We start from the raw sequence: 18,468 nt of genomic DNA, 5'->3' as shown, positions 1-18,468 counted from the left end.
TGATCTTCGCCCGAGTCGGGGCGACGCAACGGCGATCAGTTGTTAATCCACGGCATCACGAGGCAGATTTGATTAGAATCATATTGGTAGCGGCTCCGCTTGTGATCACCGCGCCTGCGAATGCCGTTTACTTCACTTACTTCCGATGGGAGTCGTTACCTGCGCAGATCCGCGCTGCCTACATGGCCGGTTTCTACGACGCGCTGATTAGCGTTGCCTCTGACGAGCAAGATGCCAAGGCAGGCACGCATTATCAATTGCATTTCGAAGAGCAAAATGACAAACGTCCAGCTCGCAGACAATGTTCGCGCATTTGCTTCGACCCGTCCTAACCTTCAGACCGCAGGAGTTGGGGGAGCTCTAATCAATTATCTGATTGAGTTCTGTGGAAAGCCCCAATAGATATGAAGGTGGACCGATTGATCGCGGCGTCGATTAGAAAGATTGACCTGGATCGCCTTATCGAGGGCTATCTTGAGCACGACGATGAAGCATAAAGGCGTCTCTGAAGTCGCGCTCGGGGCACTAGTGGCTACTGCCTTCTGGTTGATAGTAGGCCTACTGGTGGGCGAGCTTCGTTCGATCCGGCACTACTCCCGCCAGCAGGCAGAGCATCTGAAGGCGATGCGGGCGTACTACGAGCCGCATGGGGGTTAGTTAGTGCAATGCATCGCCCCCGCCGCATAGAATTCGTAGTCATTGCGCGCGGCTGCAGCTACTTCAGGGACAGATAAGGGATCATGTACGAATGACGGTTCGCCTTTTTCGTCACGCTCGTTCGCCTTTTTGGGGACTGCACCGGCAGAAAGCGCACCGACGTTCGCCTTCTGGTCATCCAAAGGCTCACCATTGTTCGCCTTCTGGTCAGAAGAAGGCGAACCCACATTCGCCTCTTCGAGAAGAAGGCGATAGGCATTGACGTAGGTCCCGCCTTCCTTGACCTCGAACTTGAGGTAGCCGAACTCGGCTAACCGTCCGAGGCTCAACTGCACGCCGCGGACGCCCTTCTTCCCAAGATCTTTAGCGATGGTGGCCTGCTTGCGGCGGGCTAGATCGGTCTCGTGATCGATCGCATCGGCGATATACCAAAGCACCCGGAAGTCTTGATCGGTAAGGCGTAGATCGCCATTTGCGCGCGTTAACAGATGGAGCTTTCGCCGGGTCCGGTCCTTGTCGAGAATTGCACTCACGGCCGCACCATCTTCCGCGCCAGGGCAGCGGCGAAGGCAGCTTGCATGGCGGTTCCGGATTGCGGCTCGGGAGACTGGGTGCTAAATTCCAGGCTACTGGACTTTTGATTGCGATCTGGGGCTGCCTTAGCCGAGGCGGCCCTTCGCATTTTTGGCCCACCATCCGGCGGCTTTTGATTGCCAGTGCGCGAAAAAGCGCTTGCGGATCAATCTTGCCCGAACGGGCGGTTTGCCAATCTAAGCCATTGATACCGGCTGATGTGCTTGTTCTGCTGGGATCACCAATTATTTCAATAACTTAGTCCGCATTTGTTCGTCGACATCGTGTTGCGCCTGTTGCGCAAAATTACCCGATAATTCCAGCGATTGCCAACAACTCCCGGCTGCTCGGCGCGACATGGCCCGCGACAGAAAGGGCTGTGAACAGGTCGTAGCACGCTCCCCCATTTCTCGCCGATTGTGTGCACAATTGGCGCGCGCCGAATCGGGCCGACGGGGAGGTCGAGCGCTACCGTCTTGCCGAATGGCTTCAAAAAAAGAGAGTTGACAATAATCCGCAATTAAAGGGCCGATTGACAGAAGAGTTTTAAGCGCAACAAGCGCGACCCGTTGATGAGGCCTCGATCCGCGATCTCCATCAGGGCGAGCGGCCATGCTATCGGTCGCAATGATAGGCCGTATACATGAACGCACCCGACCGATATCCAAATTGCTGCTGAAATCCCTTGCATCCGCGCGGCCGTCTATACATGAATCTCTCGATGAAGCCGTTCTGCATCGGCTTTCCCGGCGCGATGAAGTGCCAGTCGATGACCGTGTCCTTGCTCCAGGCCAGCATGGCGTTGCAGGTGAACTCGGTGCCATGGTCGGACGCGATCATTCCTGGCTTGCCGCGTCGCTCAACGATTTCCTTCAGTTCGCGGGCCACCCGCCGCCCCGGATTGACGTCTCCGGAATGGCGCCCAGGTATTCCTTAGTGACGTCGTCGACGATGTTGAGAATGCGGAAGCGCCGGCCGTTGGCGAACTGGTCGTGGACGTGCAGTCTCAGGGCGGTGTCGCTCATGCTCGCTCCATCGGGCGGCGGCGTTGCGTCGGATCGGGCCGACGGCAGCGCGCGCACGCCGCCGCCTCCTGCGCGTTCAGGCCGGCGCGCGCTGGCCTCCCCTCACAGCGTCGCTGCGGTAGCGGCTGGTCGAGGTCCGGTAGTACTGCACGCGGATGGCCGCCATGGCCTCGATCAATGGTCCCCACGGCGCGGGAAAGCGTTCTTCCGCCATCACCCGGTGCAGCATGCGCGTATGGCCGGCCAGCTCGTCGTTGAGGAACTCCACCACAGGCATAGCTGGATAGCGCTGCAGCAGCAAGAACACCGCGTTGTCGGCCTCGCCGGCCGACCTGTCCTTGTCGCATCCATGCAGATCGTTCTGCAGACGCCCTATCGCGGAGATGAGCCGCAGGACCTGGCGAAACGCCGGACGCGCGCGCAAGGTCGCCATATCCAGCCCCCACAGCAAGGACAGGCAACAGAACACGTTCGCGTAGGCGATCGAATCGATGCCGTTGTGCAGGTACTCAGCGTAGGACCAGCGTTCCGCCGCTACCGCCTGCGCGTGTCCGGCGCGCAGCGCCGCGGAGTAGCACCGGGTATCGTCGAGAAGCTGAGCATAATCGCGACGATCGTAGGCGAGCGTGGCCAGCGAAGCGCGCAGCACAGCGCAACCCTCGAATCCGGGGAGCGCGCACGGCACGCCCTGCCCCAGCGCTTGCTCCACCGCGGCGAGCTGTTCCGGCGAGATCAGGCCAAGGTCGTTGCAATCGTCGAGCCAGAACAGCAGCGCCAGTTCGCGATAGAACGTCACTATCAGCGTTTCGTCCTGCGGATCGCGACCGGTGCGGGCGCTGGTGCCGCGCAGGCTCGGGTGGATGCGCTGCAGGATGTACTGGCCGCCCCTGACCGCTTCCACGGCATGCTCGTCGGCGAATCCGGTCAGGGAACGTCCCCACTCCAGCACCTGCTGCACCGCGCGTTCAGTCTGGATCATGGCGCCGCTCCTGCCCCCTCGGCCAGGACGCGCCGCCCCCAACGAAGCGCCAGCCACAACCCGGCGAGTTCGGCCACGCGCACGACCCGAGTGGGGCAATACAGTTCCTTGCCGATCCACAGCGGCGTCTGCGGCAATCCATGCGCCGCATGGCGGGCGAGCATCCACTCCAGCGCACGCGCCACCACCTGCGCGATGCGCCGGCGCCCTGTCGCCTCTTCGCTCCCATCCATCACGTGCAACGCAAACAGCGCATAGGCGGTTTCCTCGAACGTGGACCCGCGACCCGCGCCCCAGCCACCGTCGTCGCGCTGCGCCTGCAGCAGCGCCGCCAGCGCGCGCTCATCTCGCCACTGGGGCTTGCCTTGCGCCAGCGCAGCGACCGCATGCGCGGTGGGATACAGCCACGAAACGTGCCATTTTTCGTTGTCCCATAGACCGTGCGGGTTGCGATTGGCCTCGACGTACGCGCTGGCGCCCGCGGCGGGCTTTCCCAACAGTCGCAACGCATGCAGGGCATGAATGTTGGTCGACACCGAGGCATTGCGTTCGCCGGGGAAGGTGACGAACAGCTCGCCGATTTCGAAATGGCGCAACGCATCGACCGCCGGGTCACGGCCTGCAAGGTGCAGGACGCACAACGCAACGGCGGTGTCGTCCGCATCAGCCGCGAAGTGCAAGGCCGGGCCCAGACCGTGCACGCCCAGACGGGCGTCGAGCTGCGCGACGATCACGCGAACCGCCTCCGCGAGCGCGGGATGCGCGAAAAGCCCGGCCAGATGCAGGGTGTACAGCGACCAGCATGGCTCGAACACATTGATCGGCCAGACGTTGGGAAAGACACCTTCGATGCCGCTGCGCGTCGCCCGCGATGCCATCTGCAGATACGCATCGGCGCGCCCGACCTGCGGCGTGCTCCCCCGTGTCACGGCCTGGGCACGCCACGCGGCGGTGGCCGCCGGACTGATGCCGATGCTGCCGTCGTCATCCGGGCATGCGGTGGTCGGCGACGTCCCCCAGGCTTCCCAGGAGTGTAGCAACGGATGGCCGCTCGGCAACATCGCCACCGCCCCCAGCTTGACCAGGCACGCTTGCCGCAATGGCAACAGCGCAGGATGGCGCGGAAACGCTACGCCACCCAGCAAGGATGCGGCCTCACCGCAAAACTGCGGCAGGATCAGCTCCGCGCCGATCGGCGCGTCTTCTGGCACCGCATGTGCGTAGGGATCGGGCTGGCGCTGGAGGAACCTCGTTGCAGTCTGGACTGCGTCCGCAGCTCCGGGAAGAGGATCGGCACGCTGCAATGCCAGTAACGCCGCCCACGTGGGCGCATGGCGGAACAGCGGGAAGTCCGCGCTTCCCCATCCGCCGTCGGCCTGTTGCTGCGCGATGAGCCACGCGTATGCGTCCTGCCGACCGGTGACGTTGCCGTGGAAGCGCAGCGCCTGCGCCGTGTCGTAGACGGACGGACCGACGCTGCCGCCATCGCTCATTTCGCTCAGCAGGCGGCGCAATTCGGAAAGGATATGTTCGGACAGCGCGTTCACGCGGGATGTTCCGTTTGCAGAAACGTGCGCCGCGGCGGGCAACCGCTGCGATCGGCGCCGCGGACTCGGACACAGTGCAGGATGCACTCTGCCGCCGGCCGATCGCAGCGGCACAGGGGCGACTCGATGCGGACGGGCGCGCTCATGCGCGTGGCGCGTGTTTGAACAGATACGCGTTGGCCCGCTGTATGAGTTGCGCCAACCGTTCCGCACGCGGCCCCAGCGGCGCGATGGCCTCGCCGGCATCGCGCAACAGATCCAGCGCGAACTGGCGTGCTTCCTGCAGTCCCATGATCGACGCGCAGGTCGGCTTCTGCGCCGCCGCGTCCTTGCCGGGGGTCTTGCCCAGCGCCGCGGTATCCGCTGTCACGTCGAGAATGTCGTCGATCACCTGTAACGCCAGGCCGAAACAGGCGCTGTAGTGATCCAGCGCACAGTAAAGTGCAGCGTGCGCGGCATTCACGCCGACAGCGCATAGCGCGCCCATGCGAACGGACGCGCGCACTAGCGCTCCGCTCTTCATCCGGTGCATCGCCACGATCCTGTCCAGCTCGACGTGCTTTCCAACCAGCGACAGATCTATGGCCTGCCCGCCTGCGGCCCCCTCGGCGGACACCGCCTGCGCCAGTTCGCGCACGAGCGCGATAGGGCTGTCGCCCGGCGCATTCAGGCTCGCCAGGGTCAGGAAGGCGTGCGCCTGCAGCGCATCGCCGACCAGGATCGCGGTGGCTTCGCCGAACTTGACGTGCACGGTCGGAAGGCCGCGGCGAAGCACGTCGTCGTCCATCGCGGGCAGATCGTCGTGGACCAACGTACAGGCGTGCATCATCTCGATGGCGGCACCGACGTCATCGAGCATGTGCGCCGGCGTGTCGGCCAGTGCGCCGGCAGCCAAACAGAGCAAGGCGCGGGTGCGCTTGCCGCCATGCAAGGTGGCGTAGCGCATCGCCGCCATCAGCTCGGTCTCACCGTCGTCTTCGGCGCAGAGAAGACGCGCCAGCGCCTCTTCGACCCGCTTTGCGCCGTCCTGCATCCAGATCTCGGGCAGCAGCCTGCCGGATGCGCCGCGCGCCTGCGCGCCCAATATGCCGTTCGCGGAAACGCCAGCTCGGTCGTCGTGTGGCGTGGAACCAGTCTGCATGTTGTTCATGTCCTTGTACCTGCCAGGAGACGGCCACGGCGAGCGGCGAGCCGCCGCGGTGTTGCCGGCCTCGCACCGAGCGCGCGCGCCGAGTGCAGCAATGCCGCGCGTCGCCGGCGCCGCTGCCTCACCACACGGGGCATGCGATGCCAGCTCATGAGAATCCGATGCGGATAGTCATGGACGGATGTGCGGTCGGGTAATATCGCCGGCCTTTTTCGACGCCGCTCAGCAACCGCGGCCGCACCCCGGCCTCGTGCATGGTCAGCGCCAAGGCGATACAGAACTGCACCAGTTCCAGCCATACCAGGTGGTAGCCCATGCAGAAGTGTGGGCCGGTACCGAACTGCAGCATGTCCACCGGCCGGATCGGCTCGGTGCGTTGAAGCCACCGCGCCAGCCGAAACTGATCAGGCGCCTCGTGCAGCAGCGCCGAGGTCGAGAAATGCAGCAGCGGGATGCACAGATCGGTGCCCGTAGGAATGCGCTGTTGGCCGATTCGCAATTCACGCAGTGCGCGACGCACTAGGAGCGGCGTCGCCGGATGCACGCGCAGCGTCTCGCGGAACAGCGCCTCAGCGACCGGACACTGCGCCAGGTCCGCGTGCCGAGTCGGCACCGCGCCTACGCGTTGCGCCTCCTCGACCAGGGCGTCCCACAGCCCAGGCTGCCGCGCTAGCTCGATCACCATCCAGGCCATCGTCGAGGCGGTGGTGTCGTGACCACCAAGCAGCAGCAAGCGAATATTGGCGACCAGGACGTCATCGGAAAGCGCATCGTCGCTGCGATCGAAGGCGCTCACCATGTCGTTGATCAACCCGGTGCGCGAGGCATGTTCGCGCGCGGCGCGGACGAACTCGCGCAACCGCGCATCGATCCAGTCGCGGGCCGCGCGGCCCCGCCGCAAGGGCAGTCCAGGCAGGTCGACCGGGGGCGCGACGATCAACTGCAGCAGTTGCCGGTACTTGCGATGCCATCCCGGCAGGTCCTGCGCGGGGATTCCCATGAGACTGAAGATGAGCTTGAGCATTAGATCGCCGGTTTCGCGCAGGATGGTGACGTCGCCCCGTTCCCGCCACCTCTGCACGCGCGCCCGGATGACGGGCGCGAACAGCTCGCCGATGCCGGCCAGGGTCAGCCCCTTGGGCAGAAGCGCCGCCTGGATCGCATCGCGCGCCTGCCGGTGCGCGATGCCGTCCTGGGCGACCAACGTTCCGCCAAACAATTCGGGCGCGATGTCTTCGATCAGCCCCGAGGACACGTCCTTGTGCCGGAGCAGTGCGAGAGCATCCGGATCCAGACTGGTCATCAGGTGTCCGGCAGGGCCGAAATCTAGCCAGAAGTGGCTGCCCAGCGTCCGTTCCGCACGCCGCAGCAGGCGCGGCAGGTCGCAGACGACGGCGGGAAGATGCCCGACCAAGGGAAAAGCGCCGGGCACGACCGGGATGTCGTGCCGCAGCCGATGCCGACGGTTCAGCGGGTTGAGCAGCATGTCCATCAGCAGCGCGGCGCCGCGTCCGCTTCTGCGGTCTCGCCGGCAGGCCGCGCGGCGCGGCTGTTGCCACCGTCGGCGTATGTCGGCACATGCGCCAGCATGCCGCCGTCGATGCACACGACCTGGCCAGTGATGAACGCAGCATCGTCGGAGAGCAGGAACGCCACCAGCGCGGCCACGTCCTCGGGGCGGCCGACGCGCGGCAGGAGCTGGTGACGGCGCAGATGGGTTTGCATGCACGCGTCCAGCTTGGCGAGGAGTCGCTCGGTCATGATGAGACCCGGCGCAACCGCATTGCAGCGGATCTGCGCATGACCGTACTGGGTGGCAAGTGAGGACGACAGCATGTTCATCGCCGCCTTCGACGCGGCGTAGGATGTCAGTGCGGTGTCACCACTGAGCCCCTGGCACGACGACATGTTGACGATCGCGCCACCGCCGCGGGCGATCATCCGGGGGATGGCCTGCCGGCAGCAGAGCAGCGTGCCACGCAGATTGGTCGCCATGGTCTGATCCCAGACCGCTAGCTCCAGCTCGAGGATCGCGCGGTCGCGCGGGGTCAGATGCATCGCGCTCGCGTTGTTCACCAGCAGGTCGACCCCGCCGAAGTGCCGCTCCGCCGTCTCGAACAGCGCTGCCACCGCCTGCGCATCGGCGATGTCGATCGCCAGGGCGAGCGCGTGGCCCGCTTCGGCCGCGATCTGCGCGGTGCAGGCGATAGCCGCCGAGCCATCAATGTCGGCCACCACCACTCTGCCGCCCTCGCGCGCGATGGCGAGGGCGCATGCCTTGCCGATGCCGGCGCCGGCGCCGGTCACCACGGCCACTTTGCCTTCAAACCGTCCCATCGTGTCATCCTAGATTGTGCTGGTCTTTCGCGGCATGCCGCTCGGCCTCCGCTGGAGAAGGCGCAGGGTCGGCGCTGGCGCGCTCGCCATCGCCAGCGTCGCTTTCGATGACCCGAATGGCGGCGACCGGGCACTGGCTGGCCGCGAGCCGCACGGCGGCGTGCAGCGCATGCGGGACCGTCGCCACGCACACTTCGGCCACGCCGTCCGGTTCGCGCTGGCGAAAGGTGCCCGGCAGCGTCAGCACGCACTGCCCGCTGGTTCCGCACAGATCCTGGTCGACCATGACGCGCATCTCAGCTCCCCTGCGCATGCAGCCGCACCGGCAGCGTGCGGAACGTCCGAAGGAATGCCGAGGGCTCCCGGGTCGGCTGCCCGGCAAATGCCAGCGTGGGGAAGCGGGCCTGGATCCGCGGCAGGCTCTCGGCCAACTGCACCCGGGCCAGTTGCGCACCGAGGCAGAAGTGAATGCCGTGGCCGAAGCTCAGCATGATCTTCCCGTCGGTCGACATGCCTGGACTGGTGCCGTAGAACCGCGCGGGATCGAAGCGATCGGGATCGGCGAAGGCCTCCGGGTCGCGATTGCCGGACGCGATCAGCACGCGCACGTCCGCGTTCTTCGGAATCACCACGCCGCCCAGTTCGATGTCGCGCTGGGCGATACGCGGGATGGAGCTGAACATGGCGGGCGCGTCGCAGCGCAGGACTTCTTCGACGAATGCCCTCACCCGCGCGGCGTCTGCCTGCAGCCAGTGCCGCTGTTCGGGATACGCCAGCATCGCCAGGACGGCATGGTCGATGCTCGCAGCAGTGGTGACGAAGCCGCCCAGCAGCATGCCCCACAGCATGCTGATCAACTCCGCATCCGACAGTGTGTCGGCATCGTCGTCATGTGCGCCGACCAGCATCGACACGATGTCGCGGCGGGGATCGGTGCGCTTGCGCTGTATGAGGTCGCCGAAGTAGGCCTGCACCCTGGCGCTGGCCGCGTCCGCCGCGGCGAGCTGGGAATCGCTGGCGTGCGGGCCCAGGCCTTCCAGAATGGTGCCGATGCCGGCAGCGAGCTCGAACATGTCGTCTTGGGGCATGCCGAACAGTTCGGCGAAAACCAGCATGGGCAAGGCCAGCGCGAATTCCCGATGCAGGTCCACCGCCTCCCCGCGCTCCAGCGCGGGCGTTATGCCGTCCAGGCGCGCTGCGACGATGCGCGCGATGCTCGGCCGCAGGTTGTCGATCTGGCCCATGGTGAAATCGCGCGAGATCAGCCGGCGCAGACGCGTATGCGTCGGTGGGTCCTTCATCGCTAGCGTGGACGCCAACAGATTGAGCGACGGGCTGGTCGCCGCACGCGAGAAATAGCGCGCCAGTTCGCCGGGCGCCGGACCCCGAAACGCATCGCCCGTGGCCTTGAACGCCCAGTAGATGTCGGCGTGGCGGCTCAACAAAAAGAGGCCCGACGCCGCGCGATGCACCGGATCGTGCTCGCGCAACCATCGCATGAACGGATACGGGTCGTGGATGCACGCTGGCGACGCCAGTTCGGCGAAGGCGTCCCGGCATGCTGCCGTGGTTTCTTGCACGTCCATCCTGGTTACCTGTTGGCGGGCTGATCTGACCGGCGCGCGACAGGCGCGCGGCAGATTCCGGAGAAGATCGAGATCGCCCGTGGCGTCCGCGACATCACCAGAGCACCGGGAACTGCTCGAACCCGCCCGTGATGATCTCCTTGCGCAACTTCAGTTGTTCCGGCGCCACGGCCAGGCGCAGCGCGGGAAGGCGCTGGAAGATCGAACCGAACACCACCTTGAGCTCCAGCCTGGCCAGCGCCACGCCGATGCACGCGTGCGGCCCGTAGGAAAAAGCCAGGTGCGGCTTTTCCTGGCGTTCGATATCGAAGATTTCCGGATCGTCGAAATGGTGCGGATCGAACGACGTTGCCGGGAGGCCGACCAGCACCTTGCTCTCCGCGGGAATATGCTCGCCCGCGATGGTCACGTCGGTCCTCGGATAGCGCATGATGCCATCCCAGCCCGCGCCCGGCGGGTACATGCGCAGGATTTCCTCTACCGCCTTGTCGACCAGGGACGGATCGCCGACCAGGCGTTCGCGCTGTTGCGGATGGCGGAACATGGCTAGCAGGCCGAATTCGATCTGCGCGACGGTGCTCTCGTGCCCCGCCACCAGCATGCCCGCCGCCAGGCCAACCGCCTCTTCCTCGCTCGCCTTGCCCTGGTCGACCGCAGCGAGCAGATCCGTCAGCAGGTTGTCGTCCGGATCCTGGCGCTTGTCGCGCATCTTGCCGCGAATGTAGGCGCGCAGTTCTTCCCAGGCCAGGCGGGACGCGCTGCGCGGGCCGCTTTCATGCTGGTGCGTCATCACCTCATCGGACAGCCCGGCGAAAAAGGCGTGATCCTCGTAGAGCACGCCCATCAGCGCGCTGATGACCATGGCCGGAAGCGGAAAGGAGAGGTGGCGCCGCAGGTCGGCGGGCTGGGGCTGGGCCGCCAGCGTCTCGAACAAGTGCGCGGCGATCGCTTCGACCTGCTGCACGAGCAGCTTCACCCTGCGGTCACTGAAGGCCGGCGCCACGATCGCGCGTAGCCGGGCATGCTCGCGCCCCTCGTGCGAGACCAGCCACCCCGGCGAACCGAGAATCACCGAATCCGGGGTGAATGCCGCCGGCGGCATTCCCGCGGGCCGGAACGCCGCGTCGGACAGCACCGCCTTGGCCTCGTCATAGCCTGTCACCCACCAGCCTTCGTGCCCGGAGGGGAAGCGCACGCGGTGGATCGGACCGTTGGCGCGTAGCGCCAACATCTCGGGCGAGGGCTCGATGTGATCGACGCGCCACATCGGCAGCGTCGGCAAGGGTTGTTGTTCGGACATGGTGGCACTTCACTCTCTAAGCGATGGAAGGGCGGAAGGTGACCGGCAGGCGCTGCGGGCAGCGAATGACGTAAGACGGCATGTAGACGACGTCCTCCGCGGCGATGGTCAGCGCCAGATGCTCCAGCCGCACGAACAGCGCGGGGAAGGCGCAGCCCAATTCCAGACGCGCCAGCGCTGCGCCCAGGCAGAAATGCGGCCCCTGGCCGAACGACAGGTGCGGGTTGTGCCGCCGGGTGACATCGAACCTGTCGGCATCGCCATAGATCGACCGTACGGATTGGTGAAGGAGGTTCGACCGTGCCCCCGATGTGTCCGCCATTATAGCCTCCGGACCGGTCCCACACCGTGAACAGAGCAAATCGCGTGCCGAAGTGAATTCGCAGGCTCAGCAGGCACTACATAGCTGCGCGTAGTGTCAGGTTTCTGGCATTCAGTCTCAATGCCGACAACGGGCGCAGTAAGTGCCCGACAAAGGCCTGCTCTCGCGCTGAATGTGCGGGGCAGCCCTTGCGCGAAATTTCAAGCGGATTGGCTGCAGCAGGTGTGGTTCGCCGGAAACCACTCCGATGACGCCGGCGTCATCGAACGCGATCGCGTCAGCCTGTCCGGAGGGCAAGACCTCGCCGCCTTCGTGGCTCTGGCTACCGAAGATGCGGAAGCTCGGGGACGGGGCGCGGTCGCAGCGTCACGATGCCGGGAGTGGACTGAGCGCGAGCTAGATAAGGCGATTCAAGCTATGCTTGAGGGGGTGCCGGCAGCGAAGTTGAAGGACAAGATAGGCACTCTGGAAGCACGCAAGCATGAGCATCTGCTCGAGGCCGTGCAGCAGCGCCTTGATGCAAACCCAGAGGCGATGCGCCAGCTCGCGAGACAGTCGAGCATCCGTTCGGCACGTGAAGGCTCGCATGGGAGCGACGCACTTCCTGAACAAACGCTTCCAAAAGTAGCTACGGAGATGCCTCTCGGTTCTGGCCTTTAGCGTAGGGCGCATTAGATTAGCGACCAGCGCCGGGGTGCATTCTGTGGCGCCGCCCGCAGCGGCGCAATCGCTGGAGTCGCGCCCCTCAGGTCCTGCAGGGGCACCCTGGCAATGTGGAAAACTCCGACGCTTTCACCGTTCGAAGATAAGGTGCCTTGTCAATCAAGACTTTGGCTTTTCAGGATGAAGCTGCTTGTAAGAGTCACAGCTGGACCAATATCAATGCGTCGGCTTAGCGTGCTTCAAACGAAAGCTGATGTCGTGGAAATTCATATTCTGCGCACAGTCGGTCTGGATCAAGCGCGTGATTCGATAGCGGACGGCATGGATTGTCGCCGCAGCAATTGTTTCTTGGCGACGTCAGTTGAGCAAACCGCAGGCGGCCATTGTGAAACAGAATTGCAATTTGTGCCGGCCGTCATGGATAGCGGGGTGCCGACACCCCCGCTTTCGATGTCGGCACACTCGCAAGCCGGCACGCAGCCGGCTATCCGCTGCAGATTTGCCCCCGCCGCGACCGAACGCAAGCGCCGGCCGACGCATCCGCGCCTTCACAGAAGGCGTCAATCACCGCGGCCTGAAGGCCCAACTCACTGCATCCTTTGCGTCGTGATTGTCGACAAATGCTGCCCGTTGGGATTCCTGTAACGATTGGCGAGGCTTTGTAACAATGAAGCCATCTGGTCAGGATCTGATCGAACAGTAAATTCTCCATAGTTAGGGTCGAAAAGCGTGGTCGTTCCATTCGAGGCCGACGTCGCCACTGTGTGGGCGCCGCCTTCAGCGAAATACAAGCTGAGTAAATGGTTCGATCCGTCTTCGTTGATTTCGTTCACCATGGACTTGACGTTCGAAGACTTGCCGAATGCGAATCTCTTCTCTTCTCCAGCCGGTTCCAAGCCTGCTTCCTCCAAAATGGTATTTTGTGCCTGAAGGTCGGCCTGAGAAGATCCTGCTCCCCTGCTTCGCAACTGATCCTTAAGACGTTGATATTGCTGCTGCCGTTCAGCCGCTGAGGCGTGCGTTTGCGATCCGGGTGTGAGCGCACTCATTCGGGTTGATGGGCTGTTGCTAAGATTGCGGAACCACTCCGCAGTCAGCCCGACGCAGATGCCGTCCACATTCGCATCACGCAGGTCGGCCGTTCTGTATTCGAACAAGGAGGTGGCCGGACTCTCTGGAGAGGATGTACTGGGTTCGGAGGCGCTAGAGGTTTGAACGTTTGCATCCAAGGTATCTGGCTTGCTGCAGCAGGCCCCCATCTTGTCAGGCAACTCCCCCGATCGTGAGCTCCACTGGGGCGCGAGATCTGCAAGTGTTTCTGTAAAGCTGCCGCTATCCACCGACTGGCTCGGTTCGTCAGTTTGGCTAGTGCGTGTAGATGAGCCACCGATTCGATCATACATGACGATTCACCTCTCTGTGCTACGCTAGTCTCTTCGCATCAATTCGGGCTGCTCAGGCCCTGCGGCGAGGATACCCGGACAAGCTGATGGCGAGCTGACGGACAGCAGTTGTACAGCTAAGAAAGCGTTCCTTTGTCGGACTTCTGACAACGTCGGATACGCCTCGGCGTAGTGCTGTGTCAGATCCTCAGATTCCGGAACGCCACCGACAGGCTATCGCTGCGATGCTCGCGCGGCATCGAGCGCCCACGAACCCGAAATCGAGAGCAATGACAGGATGCTCGCGGATTGTCTCGAGCGGTTCGGTGTTGCTGCGTAAGCGGTGTGTCTCCCACACCTTGTTTGGCGTGAGCTGATCGGCAACATGCGAGCCGTCATATACAGTAAGGTTCGCATATATGGTTGACCATATAGTTGACGCTGCAGAGCCACGGGGCCGGGTGGATATCCAGGTCGGAGCGGGGCGTCGGCGGCGGTGGAGCGCCGTGGTCAAGGGGCGGATCGTGGCGGAGTCATATGCGCCGGGCACAGTTGTGTCCGAGGTGGCGCGCCGGCACGACCTCTCACCGCAACACCTGTTTGCTTGGCGCAAGGCCGCGCGTGCCGGTCTGCTGAGCTTGCCGGCGGAGGATGCACCGCTCTTCGTTCCGGTGGTGTCGGAGCTTCGCCCCGCTGGGATGTGCGTGGAAGCGGCAACGCGGAACGGGATAACGATCAGCATCGAGATTGGCGATGCGGTAGTTCGCGCAGCGGCGGGGGTCGATCCGGCCTGGCTGCGCGATGTGCTGCGGGCCGTGAGGGCGACGACATGATCGCGGCTTCGGCGGGCGTGAAGATCATTGTCGCGACGCGGCCGGTCGACTTTCGTAATTATGCGGAGCCCACGATTATGCGGAGTGTGCGGCCGTTCAATCCGAGACCCGCTTCGTTATCAACAGTTTAGTTCCTGCTGCCCTCTTTCTCACTCAGCATAATCTGAGGCCTTTCTTCCTGCCTTGATGGCAACGAAAGGGAGACAAGGAATGGCCAAGTCGAGTGAGGATCACTGCCACGGGCTGCGCTGCATGGACGCAGGCGATCTCGACCCGCTGGTGACGGAGTTCACACGACACCTGACGGTGTTGGGGCATAAGAGCTTGACGGTGAGCGGCTATGACGCTGCAGCCCGTCACCTCGCGCAATGGCTGACGCTGGCCAAGATCGCAGTCGCTGATATCGATGATGGCGTCGCCGATCGGTTCGCTCGGCATCGCTGTCGATGCCCCGGCATCCGTCGCGAGAGGAGCGTGTCCGCGAAGTACGTGAGGCGGGTACGCCGGTTCATCGAGTTTCTCGGCGAGCGCGGAATCGTCCAGCGCAAGCCGAAGCCCGCATTACCGACGCCCCACCGCCGGGTGGTCGAGTTCCAGGACTGCGTCACAGAGCTGACAATAGATCGGCACGGTCGCATGGTCATGCGGCTGCTCCCGGCGCTTGGCATCAGGCCGCGAAGTTGGAATGCTCAGCTCATTCGCGACGTGATCATTGCAGAGACGAAGCGGGTCTCGCTGGCCTATGTGAAGACGATGACGATGGCGCTGAGAGGATATTTGCGGTTCCTCAGCGCACGGGGGTTGTGCCGAGCTGGACTCGATCAGGCTGTGCCAATCATTCCGCAGTGGCGACTGTCGTCGCTGCCGCGATACATCCGCTCGTCGGATGTCGAGACGTTGATTGCAACGTGCGATCAGACCACGGCGACTGGCGTGCGTGATCGGGCGATCCTGCTGCTGTTGGCACGACTGGGCTTGCGGGCCGGCGACATTCTCTCTCTTCGTCTCACCGATGTTGATTGGCAACAGGCGACACTGTCGGTTCGTGGCAAGGGGCGGCGGGAGACGAGATTACCATTGCCGCAAGACGCCGGGGATGCCTTGCTCGCTTATCTGGATCAGGCCCGGCCGCACGTCGCCGATGTTCGAATCTTCTTCATGTCGAATGCACCAATCCGGCCGCTGACAGGTTCGAGCGCAGTCTCTGATGTTGTGCGTAGTGCAATACGAAAGGCCGGTATCCCCGTTCCGTCGAATGGGGCCAACCTGCTTCGGCATTCGGCCGCGACGGCCATGCTCCGGGGCGGCGCGACGCTCGACACGGTTGGCGCCGTACTGCGCCACCGCTCACCGGACATGACCGCACACTACGCCAAAGTCGACGTGACGATGCTGCTGCAGATCGCGCAGCCCTGGCCGGGAGATGCGTGATGCTGAGTCGATATCTTGCCAAATATGTGGACCAGCAGCAGTCGCTGGGGTTCAAGTTCCGTGTCCAGCAAATCCTGCTGAGGGGCTACGTCAGCTTCGCCGAGGAGTGCGGCGACCGGCACATCAGAAGTGCCCGGGTCCTGGCATGGGCCGCACGTGCGCCGTCACCGGAGCAGCGCCGCAACCGGTTGCTTACCGTGCGGCGGTTCGCGCTGGCGATGCACGCCGAGAATCCGCGCCATCAGGTTCCGGCGGCGGATGCACTCGGCCACGCTGTCGTCAAGAGGCGACCGCCGTATATCTATAGTGCGGACGAGATCGCACGATTGCTTCGTGCTGCGGCGGCACTCCGGCCAGCGGGCTCGATCAGACCGACCATGTATGCAACGCTCTTCGGCCTGCTCACCGCTACTGGCATGCGGATCGCAGAAGCATTGGCGCTGCAGATCGACGATGTAACTGCCGATGGGCTCGTCGTCCGACAGACCAAGTTCCAGAAGAGCCGGCTGTTGCCACTTCACGCAACAGCTCGGCTGGCGCTCGACAGATATCTGGTCACCCGGCGGTCGCTAGACTACTTCTTCCTGCCCCCCGCTTTGGTCCCAGCGATTTCTCGATAGAGCCAAAGCAAGCCATGGGGCACGACACGGCGGCAATAGGCTTCCGCCGGCTTCCCTCCGCTTCGACGCCTATCAAGGCGGAGAGGGCGTCGCGCATCTTGACGATTGAGATGTCGGGCCGGCCTTGCGCAATAGGCGGCATGCGCGGTATCGGCGAGCAACCCGATCGGCATGGCTCGCGGCGATGGTAACTTGTCAAGCTTTGCCGCCTCGACCTGAGCACGTTCGAACCACTGCTTCGCCGACGCCCAGTCGCCGAGCGTCGCAGCGTTTATGCCTGCCTCGCGGGCGATATGGCTTCGGTTGCGTCTTGTCCGCCGGCTTCCGCAGCGGCAGTCAGCAGCGGGAGCGCCGCTACATGATCGCGTCTGCGCCAGTGGATCTTGGCACGCGCGCGCGAAAGCGAATGTCGAAGCCGAATTTGTCTTCAGCTTGCATCAGACAGGCAAGTGCTTGCTCGGCGTCGTCGCCATTCTCGTTGATGCAAATCGCCTGCGCAATTGCACAGCGTGTCGCGAGCATAGGCGGCGCTGGATCGGTATATAGATACGTTCGTCTGGGGCGGGCTGAAACGTACCACATAGGAGGCTACGCCTATGGCCTCTACGGCACACCCGATTGGAAGCAGAACAGGGAAAGCAGCGATCCCAGCCCAAAGGGCCGCCTGCATATCTGGCGGGCTTATGACTATCCGCACATCTTCGCGATGTATTTGGCCATGCCCGCATACATTTCTTCGCAGCTTCGGGCGAGTGACGGGCAGGTCGGTTAGGGGCGCACCAAGGCGACCTTGCCGGCCGGCAACAAAGCAGGACAGCGACTTGTTGTGTCCTCGCGAGCTCGCCCCCTTCAGAAGTGTCGTCGCTAGGAGCTGGACGTGCGACGCCGTCCCAGATCGGAAAACTCTGCTGAAACACACCACGCGCGTCTAGAGGTTAGCATGCAAGTGACTTAAGCGCTCCAGCCCCTGCTCAATGAGAGATATTGGAAGATAGCTGAAACACAGGCGCATGTGACGGCCACTTCCTGGGCCATAGTTGCGACCATTTACAAGGTGCACGCCGTGCAAGCGGCTTGCAGCTTCAATAAACCTCTCCGGATCCGTACCCGGGGTAAGCCGCACCCAGAACGAGAAGCCCCCGCTTGGCACGCTATATCCCAGGTCGCAAATCCGGCTACGCTGCAATAAGCTATGTACGCTGTCTCGCTTCGCTCGGTAGTGCTCGCGCAAGCGTGTTATGTGCGAGTCAAGAGCGCTCGATTGCAACAACCCCAAAACGATGTTACTTAGGACCGGACTTACGCCGCCGTCGCGTTTGAGGTGCGCAAGCCTGTTGATGATGTCCGACTCCGCAAGCACCCAACCTAACCGTAGCCCCGGTCCGGCAACTTTTGAGATGCTATGGACATTGATCACGTTATTGCCTGGCGCCACCCAATGCGCTGGACCGTTGTAGGGTAACTCAGCATAGACAAGGTCCTGCACCAAGAGAGCGCCACTGCGGGCTAGCAGTGCCGCCAATTTGGCCACATAGTCGCGCGACATCTGGCGACCGGTTGGATTATGAAATGCTGGCATCGTGTAGAAAAGCTTCACCCGGGCATTGGTCTGCAGTATTGCCTCGACTTCGTTTAGATCGACTCCCTCTGCGGCTAGACCTAGCTGGACCACGGTTGCACCCGCGATCGAAAACGTACGCAGTGCACCCAAGTAGGAGGGGTCCTCCATCAGGACCACGTCACCGGGGTCAATCCAGCCATCGGCAAGCAGTTGTAAGGCCTGTGAAGCTCCACCCGTAAGCATAACTTGGTCATGCCGCACACCGTACCTCAGTGCGAGCTTTGTACGGAGTTCGGGCAAACCCGCCGCATCCGTATACTGCGGCAGATCGGCGAGAGCCACACCTGTACCTCCGTCAAACGCGACTGGCCACGGCAGTTCTGCAAACATGACCGGGTCAGCCAGGGCGTAGCCGAAATTGATACCATGCTTCGCACTTGAGGAGTTGAACGGCGCGAAACCTTGAGCGATAGCGCTGCGTTTTGAGATGCGGGAATTCATGGCT

17 protein-coding genes and 1 pseudogene are annotated in these 18,468 nt (G+C 63.4%); 4 read left to right on the top strand and 14 right to left on the bottom strand.

Annotated features, from left to right (window positions below):
- Positions 1-653: 653 nt before the first annotated feature.
- From IF809_RS25255 to IF809_RS25205, 11 genes and pseudogenes are all read right to left on the bottom strand, one after another.
- The gene (locus IF809_RS25255; RefSeq protein WP_014497725.1) at positions 654-1,190 is read right to left on the bottom strand and encodes a helix-turn-helix domain-containing protein; all 537 of its coding nucleotides are present in this window, start codon (positions 1,188-1,190) and stop codon (positions 654-656) included.
- 751 nt (positions 1,191-1,941) lie between these two features.
- Positions 1,942-2,228, bottom strand: a pseudogene (locus IF809_RS25250) (DDE-type integrase/transposase/recombinase); the annotation flags it as partial.
- Between the two features lie 103 nt (positions 2,229-2,331).
- Positions 2,332-3,234, bottom strand: a complete 903-nt coding sequence (locus IF809_RS25245) for a terpene synthase family protein (protein WP_028144011.1) — start codon at positions 3,232-3,234, stop codon at positions 2,332-2,334.
- Positions 3,231-4,781, bottom strand: a complete 1,551-nt coding sequence (locus IF809_RS25240; protein ID WP_026312707.1) for a hypothetical protein — start codon at positions 4,779-4,781, stop codon at positions 3,231-3,233. The genes IF809_RS25245 and IF809_RS25240 overlap by 4 nt, the downstream gene beginning before the upstream one ends.
- A gap of 142 nt (positions 4,782-4,923) precedes the next feature.
- Positions 4,924-5,922 (bottom strand): polyprenyl synthetase family protein, encoded by a 999-nt coding sequence (locus IF809_RS25235; RefSeq protein ID WP_028144010.1) that lies wholly within the window; start codon positions 5,920-5,922, stop codon positions 4,924-4,926.
- 154 nt (positions 5,923-6,076) lie between these two features.
- Complete coding sequence (locus tag IF809_RS25230) at positions 6,077-7,420, bottom strand: cytochrome P450 (RefSeq protein WP_011084941.1); 1,344 nt, start codon at positions 7,418-7,420, stop codon at positions 6,077-6,079.
- Positions 7,420-8,265: an SDR family oxidoreductase gene (locus IF809_RS25225; RefSeq protein WP_011084940.1), complete on the bottom strand. Its 846-nt coding sequence runs from the start codon at positions 8,263-8,265 to the stop codon at positions 7,420-7,422. The genes IF809_RS25230 and IF809_RS25225 overlap by 1 nt, the downstream gene beginning before the upstream one ends.
- 4 nt (positions 8,266-8,269) lie before the next feature.
- On the bottom strand, positions 8,270-8,560 hold the full coding sequence (locus IF809_RS25220) for a ferredoxin (RefSeq protein WP_014497729.1): 291 nt from the start codon (positions 8,558-8,560) through the stop codon (positions 8,270-8,272).
- Between the two features lies 1 nt (position 8,561).
- The gene (locus IF809_RS25215; protein WP_441258795.1) at positions 8,562-9,851 is read right to left on the bottom strand and encodes a cytochrome P450; all 1,290 of its coding nucleotides are present in this window, start codon (positions 9,849-9,851) and stop codon (positions 8,562-8,564) included.
- Between the two features lie 94 nt (positions 9,852-9,945).
- The gene (locus IF809_RS25210; RefSeq protein ID WP_011084938.1) at positions 9,946-11,151 is read right to left on the bottom strand and encodes a cytochrome P450; all 1,206 of its coding nucleotides are present in this window, start codon (positions 11,149-11,151) and stop codon (positions 9,946-9,948) included.
- 16 nt (positions 11,152-11,167) lie between these two features.
- The gene (locus IF809_RS25205; protein ID WP_011084937.1) at positions 11,168-11,473 is read right to left on the bottom strand and encodes a cytochrome P450; all 306 of its coding nucleotides are present in this window, start codon (positions 11,471-11,473) and stop codon (positions 11,168-11,170) included.
- Positions 11,474-11,695: 222 nt separating this feature from the next.
- Here IF809_RS25205 and IF809_RS25200 point away from each other — a divergent pair, with 222 nt between their 5' ends.
- A complete protein-coding gene (locus IF809_RS25200) occupies positions 11,696-12,133 on the top strand; it encodes a hypothetical protein (protein ID WP_014497731.1) in 438 nt (145 codons plus the stop codon).
- Positions 12,134-12,723: 590 nt separating this feature from the next.
- On the opposite strand, the gene IF809_RS25195 is transcribed toward IF809_RS25200, so the two are convergent.
- The gene (locus tag IF809_RS25195) at positions 12,724-13,539 is read right to left on the bottom strand and encodes a YopT-type cysteine protease domain-containing protein (protein WP_011084934.1); all 816 of its coding nucleotides are present in this window, start codon (positions 13,537-13,539) and stop codon (positions 12,724-12,726) included.
- A 440-nt stretch (positions 13,540-13,979) separates the two neighbouring features.
- On the opposite strand from IF809_RS25195, the gene tnpA reads away from it, so the two are divergent.
- The 3 genes from tnpA (at position 13,980) to IF809_RS25180 (ending at position 16,402) form a co-directional block, all read left to right on the top strand.
- Entirely contained in the window at positions 13,980-14,351 is a 372-nt protein-coding gene (tnpA, locus tag IF809_RS25190) for an IS66-like element accessory protein TnpA (RefSeq protein ID WP_157158178.1), read from the top strand.
- 210 nt (positions 14,352-14,561) lie between these two features.
- Positions 14,562-15,782 (top strand): tyrosine-type recombinase/integrase, encoded by a 1,221-nt coding sequence (locus IF809_RS25185; protein ID WP_014497734.1) that lies wholly within the window; start codon positions 14,562-14,564, stop codon positions 15,780-15,782.
- Positions 15,782-16,402 carry a tyrosine-type recombinase/integrase gene (locus IF809_RS25180; protein WP_014497735.1) on the top strand — a complete coding sequence of 207 codons (621 nt, stop codon included), beginning with the start codon at positions 15,782-15,784 and terminating at the stop codon, positions 16,400-16,402. Before IF809_RS25185 ends, IF809_RS25180 begins: the two co-directional genes overlap by 1 nt.
- A 354-nt stretch (positions 16,403-16,756) precedes the next feature.
- On the opposite strand, the gene IF809_RS25175 is transcribed toward IF809_RS25180, so the two are convergent.
- Both IF809_RS25175 and IF809_RS25170 read right to left on the bottom strand, forming a co-directional pair.
- Positions 16,757-16,924, bottom strand: a complete 168-nt coding sequence (locus IF809_RS25175) for a hypothetical protein (RefSeq protein ID WP_155256178.1) — start codon at positions 16,922-16,924, stop codon at positions 16,757-16,759.
- A gap of 406 nt (positions 16,925-17,330) precedes the next feature.
- The gene (locus IF809_RS25170) at positions 17,331-18,464 is read right to left on the bottom strand and encodes an aminotransferase-like domain-containing protein (protein ID WP_011084930.1); all 1,134 of its coding nucleotides are present in this window, start codon (positions 18,462-18,464) and stop codon (positions 17,331-17,333) included.
- Between the last annotated feature and the right edge of the window lie 4 nt (positions 18,465-18,468).

It is taken from the genome of Bradyrhizobium sp. UFLA06-24 (assembly GCF_054967145.1).
This window is presented reverse-complemented; position numbering and strand designations above follow the sequence as displayed.